General features: G+C 41.8%; 11 protein-coding genes and 1 pseudogene. 4 read left to right on the top strand and 8 right to left on the bottom strand.

Translation table 11 applies throughout. From position 1 onward, the window contains the following. From EHS15_RS10435 to EHS15_RS10460, 6 genes and pseudogenes are all read right to left on the bottom strand, one after another. On the bottom strand, nt 1–2,177 hold a 2,177-nt coding region (locus EHS15_RS10435; RefSeq protein WP_135760515.1), incomplete at its 3' end, for a C1 family peptidase. Next, nucleotides 2,174–2,695, bottom strand: a complete 522-nt coding sequence (locus tag EHS15_RS10440) for a hypothetical protein (RefSeq protein WP_210416336.1) — start codon at nt 2,693–2,695, stop codon at nt 2,174–2,176. The genes EHS15_RS10435 and EHS15_RS10440, both read right to left, overlap by 4 nt. Next, the gene (locus EHS15_RS10445; protein WP_135760517.1) at nt 2,692–2,940 is read right to left on the bottom strand and encodes a hypothetical protein; all 249 of its coding nucleotides are present in this window, start codon (nt 2,938–2,940) and stop codon (nt 2,692–2,694) included. Before EHS15_RS10445 ends, EHS15_RS10440 begins: the two co-directional genes overlap by 4 nt. After that, entirely contained in the window at nt 2,941–3,288 is a 348-nt protein-coding gene (locus tag EHS15_RS10450) for an LBF_4227 family protein (RefSeq protein WP_135760518.1), read from the bottom strand. It abuts the gene before it with no gap. 3 nt (nt 3,289–3,291) lie between these two features. Next, a pseudogene (locus EHS15_RS10455) lies at nt 3,292–3,583 on the bottom strand (hypothetical protein). Next, nucleotides 3,583–4,308, bottom strand: coding sequence for a response regulator transcription factor (locus EHS15_RS10460; RefSeq protein WP_135760520.1), 726 nt, complete (start codon nt 4,306–4,308; stop codon nt 3,583–3,585). The pseudogene EHS15_RS10455 and the gene EHS15_RS10460 overlap by 1 nt, the downstream one beginning before the upstream one ends. A gap of 63 nt (nt 4,309–4,371) precedes the next feature. On the opposite strand from EHS15_RS10460, the gene EHS15_RS10465 reads away from it, so the two are divergent. Further along, on the top strand, nt 4,372–4,791 hold the full coding sequence (locus EHS15_RS10465; RefSeq protein WP_135760521.1) for a DUF4279 domain-containing protein: 420 nt from the start codon (nt 4,372–4,374) through the stop codon (nt 4,789–4,791). Here the strand turns inward: EHS15_RS10465 and EHS15_RS10470 are convergent. Continuing rightward, a complete protein-coding gene (locus EHS15_RS10470) occupies nt 4,739–5,122 on the bottom strand; it encodes a hypothetical protein (protein ID WP_135760522.1) in 384 nt (127 codons plus the stop codon). The genes EHS15_RS10465 and EHS15_RS10470 overlap by 53 nt on opposite strands. 65 nt (nt 5,123–5,187) lie before the next feature. Between EHS15_RS10470 and EHS15_RS10475 the strand changes: the two genes are divergently transcribed. Next, nucleotides 5,188–6,186: an amino acid--tRNA ligase-related protein gene (locus EHS15_RS10475; protein WP_135760523.1), complete on the top strand. Its 999-nt coding sequence runs from the start codon at nt 5,188–5,190 to the stop codon at nt 6,184–6,186. 4 nt (nt 6,187–6,190) lie between these two features. On the opposite strand, the gene EHS15_RS10480 is transcribed toward EHS15_RS10475, so the two are convergent. Next, entirely contained in the window at nt 6,191–6,847 is a 657-nt protein-coding gene (locus EHS15_RS10480; protein WP_135760524.1) for a DAPG hydrolase family protein, read from the bottom strand. 144 nt (nt 6,848–6,991) lie between these two features. Here EHS15_RS10480 and EHS15_RS10485 point away from each other — a divergent pair, with 144 nt between their 5' ends. Both EHS15_RS10485 and EHS15_RS10490 read left to right on the top strand, forming a co-directional pair. Beyond that, complete coding sequence (locus EHS15_RS10485; protein WP_167884208.1) at nt 6,992–7,642, top strand: TetR/AcrR family transcriptional regulator; 651 nt, start codon at nt 6,992–6,994, stop codon at nt 7,640–7,642. Nucleotides 7,643–7,656: 14 nt separating this feature from the next. Beyond that, nucleotides 7,657–8,262, top strand: a complete 606-nt coding sequence (locus tag EHS15_RS10490) for a DUF6935 domain-containing protein (RefSeq protein WP_246052066.1) — start codon at nt 7,657–7,659, stop codon at nt 8,260–8,262. The last annotated feature ends 292 nt before the right edge of the window (nt 8,263–8,554 follow it).

The raw sequence follows: 8,554 nt of genomic DNA on the forward strand, positions 1-8,554 counted from the left end.
GGACTAGGGGCTTTATTTAGGAACACGGAAACCACATTGGAGTCAGCGGACTCGGAACCTAACTCTGCTTTGGATCGAATGGAATATAAAAATAGTTCTCCCGGCTCTCCAGGAAAGTTTTCCGAGAATTGAGTCGATTTCGCAGGCACCTGAGTTAAAAATTTGAAGTCTGCGTGTTTTCCTTTGTCGTCAGCAGTCACTTTTTTTCTGTACACATAATACTCGTAAGTATCTTTCACTGCGTTCCATTTAAGGTTGACTTTGTTGTCCTTAGAACTTACCGACCCTGTCAAATTTTGAGGAGGAGAGAGAGTGACTCCTGCCGCTCTTTTGGTCGTTCCTTGGTTTACGTAACCGTATACATAATCGCTTTGTTTCGAATAACCGGCGCTATTTCCTGCAAAGATGGTATATGCATGATAACCTCCGTCTTTGAGTCCTGCATCCGTGTCTTCGAAAGAAGTGCCGGTTGTTTTGAAAGGCCCGAATTGTTCGCGGGCATTATTGAAACGATAGATATAGTAGATTGTGGCTCCAGGAGCAGGGGCCCAAGCTAGAATGATTTTATCCGCAAATTCACCGTTGCTCACTGTAACACTTGCTATTTTGTCCGGAGCTACTTCTTTATTAGCAACTTCTACGGCCACCGAATCGCTCCATTCTCCCGCATTGGAACCGCTTCTAGTAGCGACTACTTTGTACGAATTGGCTTTTCCTACCACAGGTGAAGCATCGGTAAAACTTCCCGATTTCGAACTTCCTATGATTTTCCAAGCTTTCGTATTTTCGATTCTTGCAATGGAATATGCAGTGGCGCCGTCGATTTCGGACCAAGTTAAGGAAACTCTGGGAGAATTGCCGGATAAAAAAGTCTGTGCTTGCAGACCGACCACTTGCCCTAATTGCCCGGAAGTAGTGGAAGACTCACTCGTGTAACCTTCGATATCTTTGGAAGGGAAGGAGCTTTCCGTAGTCGAATAGGAAACCACTCTGTAGATGTAAGCGGAATCAGGAGATACGGCAGAATCCGTATAAGTAGGCAAATTCGCATAAGCTAAATTATCGTATTTGCTGGTATTCGTAGCTCTTCTTTGGATCAGATAAGAAACCGCTCCTTGGCTTGCGGACCAAGTCAATACGATTTTCGAATCGAATTCTCCTCGGGAAGCTTTGATGTCCGCAGGAGGAAGTAGAGGAAGAGTAGGAGTCACGGTAGTTGTAGTGACCGCAGGGTCTACAGTGGTTGTTTTAGGAGGATCGACTAACGCATAAGATTCCTGACCGGTTTTGGCAAGGATCGCATAAGAAACCCATCCGAATCCTTTGTCTCCCCAAGAAGTTCCCCAGGAGTTTTGCAGTTTGAAAGCTCCTTTTTTGCCGGACTTGGAAGTTTTATTATCATCATAACCTACGATCGTCATCGCATGACCACCGTAATCTTGTCCGCTGTTCGCATCGTACACTTGAGAGCCTTTGAGATTATAAAAACCGTCATCGATCGTCATTCCGATCAAAACCACATTTCCCTGTGCCAAAACTCTTTTGATCTCGTCCGGTTTTTTGAAATTCAATCGAGTATAAGATTTGATTCTGTATTGAAGTGCTTCTTTTTTGACTGCATCCTTCGGTTGTGTTCTGTAATCCTTTTCGGAATAGGGCATGCTGCTCCAAGGAGCCACACCGCTTTTTACGAGGAAGTCCATGGTTTTATAATAATATAATCCTTCGTCTTTTCCTCCGTTCTGTTGGTTGTAGATGAAAGCGGGGGAGAATACGTTTTTCCCTTGTCCTCCGTTTTTGAAAGGAGGATCATAGTTCGCTGATTTTCCTTGGTCTGCTGCAAGATAAGATTTGATCGCATAACCGGTAGCCCACGCCACACAGCTGCTTTGTTGCCCTTGGTTTCCTACGGGAGGCATTTTGGAAGAAAGATCCACACTGGAAGGAATTTCATCGAAACTATTGAAATCTCTTTTGAGAGGGATTGTATCTTGGATTTCTTTAGAAGCCGGAAGATAACCGCATTGGTATTTGCCCGGTCTGCAGTCACTGGAACGAACGGAATTCGGATCGAATTCTTGTGCGAAGAGAGGGGCCCATAATAGAGCGCTGATAAAAAAACTAAAAACAGTGAACTTCAAATTCACGGATAGAAATGGCTTTGCCGATTGTTTCATAATCGAATCCCCTTAATTTGATCGATAATTCGTTTTTTCTTCTTAAATTCCGCTTTTTCCAAATCTTTCAGCACGTAAAAGAAACGTGATTTCTTAGACCCTCTTTGTATGGAGAAAGAGTTATAACTGATCCCTGTGATTTTTTCCGTAGGAAGATTTTCATAAGGATGTTCTAACGCTCCCGATTGGATCAGTTGGGTAATAAATTTCGAATAGGAATCTTTCGAAATCTTTTTTTTGACTTCCGTGGCCGGATGATTGCCTTTCGTTTCCTTTTTAGCAAAAAAAAATCCTTTTGCATCCGCTTGGATTCGTACAATCACCGAATAACGGAATTCGGGAGCGACCGGTCCGGAAGTTTCCTGCCATACAATCGAAGTGGGTGTAATTTTTGTTTCCGGAGAAAGTTCAGAATCGGTGAGCATAAGTAATATTAAAAAAGGAAGAATCAAGTGCACTGATGTGGCCAGGGGTCTCTTTTTATCAAAGAAAGGGGGGATTGCAAAGAAAAAAATCAATTACCTCCGGTATTTTCATCCTTGGAGAAGTAGGAGCTTACGGTTTCTTGTACTTTTTCCAAAAAACCGGATTGTTTGACGGCTCTGCCCAATCTCTGCCAAAAATGAATTTTCCCTTGGAACTCTTTCCATTCCAATTCCAAATCCAAACGCCTGATTTTCAAAAGCATTCTGAGTTCGTCCAGACTCATGTCTTTCGGGTCTTTTTCGCTGTATCGTTCGTGGTCTTTGAGAGGGTTGAACATTTATTTTTTCTTTAAAACCACTTCTACCAGAAGAACCGCAATGATGAGGCAGATCCCTCCCGTAGCGAAACTGGAAAGAATCGGATCTCCTCCTGCAACAAACTTCTGTAAGCTGAGAAAGATGCCGTAGGAAAAATAAAGGAGTGCGATGAAAATGAAAAAGAGGGAAGAAAAAACCCAGATGGAAGAGATGACCAGGTTTCGAATGAACAGCCCCAGGTTTTTTTCGATATAAAGCACCATCACTTCCCAATAAGCCATTAGCTTGTTGATTAAGTCTTGGAATGCACCTCTTAAGCCTCCCTTTTTACGGGAGGCTGCGTCTTGATGATTGTTCTGAGAGGCCAATGTTTATTTTTTTCTGAAGATCCAACCGAGAGCAACGCCCAGTCCCAAACCGACTCCGAAGCCGATCACTGCCGCTTTCTGAGGATTTTCTTTTACGTAAGTTCCTACTTTGTCGATGACTTCCTTCGCTTTGATGGAAGCGTCTTCGCTGGCTTTGCCCAGTTTTTGTTTGATGTCAGATACTTGTTCCATATATTTCTCCTTGGCCCTTCGTTCGATTTCCTTCGCCTTCTTCTCGTATAACTTAATTTCGTCGATTAAAGTCTTTTGTTGTTTGGATTCTTCCATAATTCATCAATCTGGAACGACTATATTTTCATAATTATCGGTAAAACGATAACCGATTCCCCAAATAGTTTCAATCCATTCCGGTTGTGCCGAATTTTTTTCCAGTTTGGATCGAATTCGTTTGATATGGCTGTCGATCATTCTTTCGAAACCGTCCCATTCCACTCCCCAAACGGATTCTAAAATCATCTCTCTGGAAAAAACTTTCCCAGGAGAACCGGCTAATAGTTGTAAGATATCGAATTCTTTTCGAGAAATGTTGATGATGTTTTCGTTGAGGGTGACTCTTCTTCGAATGGAATCGATTTTCAAAGCGCCACGCATGATTTCTCCTGCTTGGCCGACGTTCGGTTTGATTCCTATTTTTTTGTCCCAGCGTCTGAAGAAAACATCCACTCTTGTTTTGAGTTCTCTTACGGAGAAAGGTTTGGTGATGTAGTCATCTGCACCTAACTCAAGACCCATGATGCGGTCGATTTCTTCCGTACGTGCAGAAAGGATAAAGATAGGAGTGCTTTCGTCCGATTTGCGGATGCTTCTGCAAATTTCCATACCGTCAATGTCAGGCAAAGAAAGATCTAAAATAACAAGATCGGGGTGGTTGGATTTATAAAATTTCAACCCTTCTTCTCCGTTTTCAAAAACGGAAGTAGTGTAGTGAGCAGAATCGAGGGATTTACGGATTAGGTTCCCAATGTCCGGATCGTCCTCAATTACCAAAATATTTTTCATGTTTTTCCCTTGAGTTCTATCGTAATTTGGTTCTTCTAGGAGAAAAAAAAAGTAAAAAATTCAATGGAAACACAAAGGGAACCAAAATCATGGGCGATGCTTGCCATCTTCGGCCCCAAACTTCGTCCGGTGGACATTTCCGAGAAATTGTCGATAGATCCCGATTACTTCCACGACTCTGACACAAAAGACATACAAAATAACCCTCTTACCCCTCATTGGCAGATTAATTCCAAGCTGAGTCCGGAATCTTCCTTAAACGATCATCTTTGGGAGATTTTAAAACGACTGGCTCCCGTTCGAAGGGAACTGAAAGATGTCGCTTCTCTGCATGAAGCTTGTTTTTACGCTTCCGTAGAATTTTCTTCCCCGGAAACGAAAGGGATTCGACTGGAAAAAAGAGTGATGTTGTTGTTAGGTGAATTGGGGATTAACCTTGAGATTCTTCCTTGGCAAGCAGAGGATTATGGAACTTTTTCCTGATCATACCCTCTTTGGTCTGAAAAAATAAAGAAAGCAGTTGAAAGCGTTGTAGTACGAAATATACGGAATAGGGAACTCCCAAAAGAACCAGAACCCTTTTTTTCATTCTCAGATCTTTTGCCAGACGTAAGATTTGGGTGAGAAACGCTTGCGGAATGGAATTCAAACTGGTGACGTCCAATTGGATATGGGATCTTGTCTGAAAAAATAACATGGCGATTACGGAAGTGATTTCATCTTCCACTTCGGGAGTATATTCTTTGCTATGAACTTGAATTTCATAAGCGTTTTCTATCTCTCTGATGGACAAATATTTGGTTTTCCTTGCCATGGTGAAAAGATGTTCCTAACGCTTTTATTGGGAAATGAAAAAACGAATTCTTCTTTGACATTTCCATGAAATCCATTCCCTACCAAATTCAAATTTTACGGTCTTTATTCTTAAAATCGACCAGAGCCTTTTTGGAAACATCAGGATTCTGGGAAGTGGACACTCCCATTTTTAAACCGATCGTGGGAATGGAACCTTATCTGGATCCTTTTCTCGTACATTCGCCTAACAAAGAGGAGAAGGGTTATCTCATTACTTCTCCCGAATATTCCTTAAAACAATCTTTGGCAACAGGATTGGAACGGATCTACGAAATCACCCATACATTCCGTTCGGGAGAGAAGGGAAGTCCCTATCATTCCAAAGAATTTTTGATGTTGGAATTGTATGCCAAGGGTTGGAACGACGGGGACCTAAGGAAATTCATCAAAACTTATTTCCAAAATTTAGGGGAAACGTTCTCGAAATCGAAACTAGATACTTCTGCGAATGCGATAAAGATCGCGGAAAAACTTTTGCAGGATGGGTTTTACAGAGAAGTATCCGTGGAAGAATCGTTTTTGCAAAACACAGGAAGAGGGTATGGAAAGGAAGATCTGCTTCTGACCATCTCAGAGTCGAAACTTACGAACACTCCTCCCTCCGAATTGAATCTTTGGCAATATGAAGATTTATTCTTTTTGGTATTTTTGAACTTAGTGGAACCGAAATTAGGCGAAGAGATCGTTTTTTTATACGATTATCCTCCCGAATGCGCCGCACTCGCCCGAATAGAATCAGGTAAGGCGAAACGCTTCGAAATCTACTGGGATGGAATCGAACTGGCTAACGCATTTTGGGAATTGACGGACGCTTCCGAACAAAGAAAGAGGTTTGTCGAAGAACAGAAGTTAAGGGAAAAATTGGGCAAAGAAGTATTCTCGATTGACGAAGACTTTCTTTCCGTTTTGGAATCGGGGATGTTTCCCGGTTCCTCAGGAATCTCTTTGGGATTGGATCGAATCCTAATGAAACTGGCAGGAGCGGAAGGACTGAAACAAATCAGTCCCTATTACGAATTTTAATGTTTCAATTTCCCCGTTTTGTTTCCTTCGCATATAACTCCGGTAAAAACGCTTCGAATTGTCCCACTTCTTCGATATTATGCTGGATCCATGCGATCCCTCTGGCGGTAGGAAACAGAAAGAATCGAATGAAAGGTCGAAAGATCTTCCAACTCCAATTTCTCCAACCGATGATGAGAGAGTTTTCATAAAAAGTATCTCCTCCTACCTGTTTGAATTTATATTCCATCCTTGCCATTGGCAGAATTCCTTCCAATCGAGGGTTGTGGATAAAACCTTCTTCATCCAACTTTTCTATATCGGTTTCCACATTGATTTTGTATTTGGGATTTCGGTTTAAATATTCCACAAGTCGAATGGTAGCTCCCGGACCGACAGTTCCATCGGGAAGACGTTTCGCATAACTATTGTGTACATGGTCTTCCGGGTGCCATACTAAATAACGGTTAAATAGTTTTCCTTGGAATTCCATGTCTCCTTCCAAGTGGGAAAACCACCAGACAAGCATCTTGGGCGTGACCCCTCGGATCAGATCATGTTCGATCCAATATTGAATCCTTCCGTCCGGGAGAAATTTCTCCCCCCATTTGGCGGAAGAAAGAGTCTTTTTGTTCCAACGAATCGGCAAGACTTCCCTTAAGTGTGTATTGACTTTTTTCATAAGTTTTATTCCTGGTATAGTATTCACTATACCAGGAATGGTTTTAGGTATAGCGTTTACTATACTTTTTTCCTTCCTAAATTATTTTTTTTTTGAGTTTTTGAAGGGATCCGAAACCATGAGAGGAAGAGGCTTAGGACTCATTTGCGGCTCACAAAAAAAAATCTTCAAAACGAATACCAAAAGTACAAGAATCCTGCCTCGGAAAAAGAAGCGGATATCTTAAAAGCAGGGGAGATCCTGTTCGGAGAAAAAGGTTTCGACGGAACGACTACCAAAGAACTGGCCGCGAAGGCCAAAGTAACGGAAAGAACTCTGTTCAAATATTTTGCCACCAAACAAGAGCTTTATTCTAGAATTCTATCCGGAATCGTATATGAAGTGGCTTTCGCCGTGCAGATGGTAAAATTAAGAGAGATGTTGGAAGCCAGAAAAACGAAGTTTGCCGATTGGTATCTTTTTATGATGAAAGATAGAGTCGCAATGGCTCGGGAAAACAGGCATAAAATTCGAATCCTAGTCACCGCCATTTTGCAGGATGCCGATTTTGCCGAATTTTTCGGGAAGGTATGGAAAGAAAATCTCTACGAACCAGCTTTGGATGCCATTCGTTACTATCAATCTACGGGAGAAATTCGTTCCGATGTGGATGTGGAAACGTATGTAAGAACCTCATACAGCATCAATATATCCTATTTGCTCTATCGTTTCGTGATCGTTCCTGATCTTCCTGTGGATGACGATGCTGAATTGAAAAAGATTTTGCACATCATCTCCCAAGGAATTTTGGCTTGAAGTAAAATCGGTCTATGTTATGTTTTTCTCCCATGAAAAACATAGCTTACGTAGTTTCCATTTTATCTTTCTCTTTCGGGCTTTCCGCACAAAATCTAACACCTAGACCGGGAGTGATTCTTTCCTCGGTTCCTGCGAATATGCAAGAATTCTCTGCTTTGCAGTCCCAACTTTCGAAAACTCCGGAAGGGGCGGTGGGTCTTTTGGTTTTAGCCATTCATTTGTACGGCAAAGACCAAACTTTAGGAAACCAAGCTTTGGTTTCTTCCGTTCTCATTAAAAACAGACAAAAGTCGAATAAGCCGACCGCCTATCAAGGAGAAGATCTGGGAAACGGAGACCGCTTTCTTGTTTCTCAATTGGAGAAGTACAAAATGTTAGCCAATGCCTACTTTAAAGGCGCAGAACCGGCTAACAGTTATACTCCTATTCAGCCTTTGACTGTAGAAACTTATACGAACCCTTATTCGGGAGAAGAATCCAGCGGAACAATCAAACTTTTCGTAGGAAACAAAGGAGCTTCCAGTTTTCGTCCAGTCACAGTATCCAAAGAAAGTGACGGAGCTTGGAGAGTGAAAGAATTCAGTTCTCTCTGTGTAGGAATGGCTCCTCCTAAATAAACAAAAAACGTACAATTTGTACAGACGGAGATAAAAATCCGTCTGTAGTTTCCTGCCTCTGAATCGTGTTCAATCGATAAAATCAATGTCAACATAACAAAACCGATATTTGCGGAAGGATACTGGCTTCCTTTCGTATGATATTGGGATTGGTCTCTGTCGGTGCACACTATTAGAGTCAAAAATGCATTTCAGATGATTCTTATATTTCTTGCTTTACATTCCCTTTGAATGCAGTCAATCTTTGAGAGAGGAACAATCGTTATTATATATGCTCATCTCTTCCCTGGAT

The sequence above is a fragment of the Leptospira idonii genome (assembly GCF_004770995.1).
Lineage (GTDB): Bacteria > Spirochaetota > Leptospiria > Leptospirales > Leptospiraceae > Leptospira_A > Leptospira_A idonii.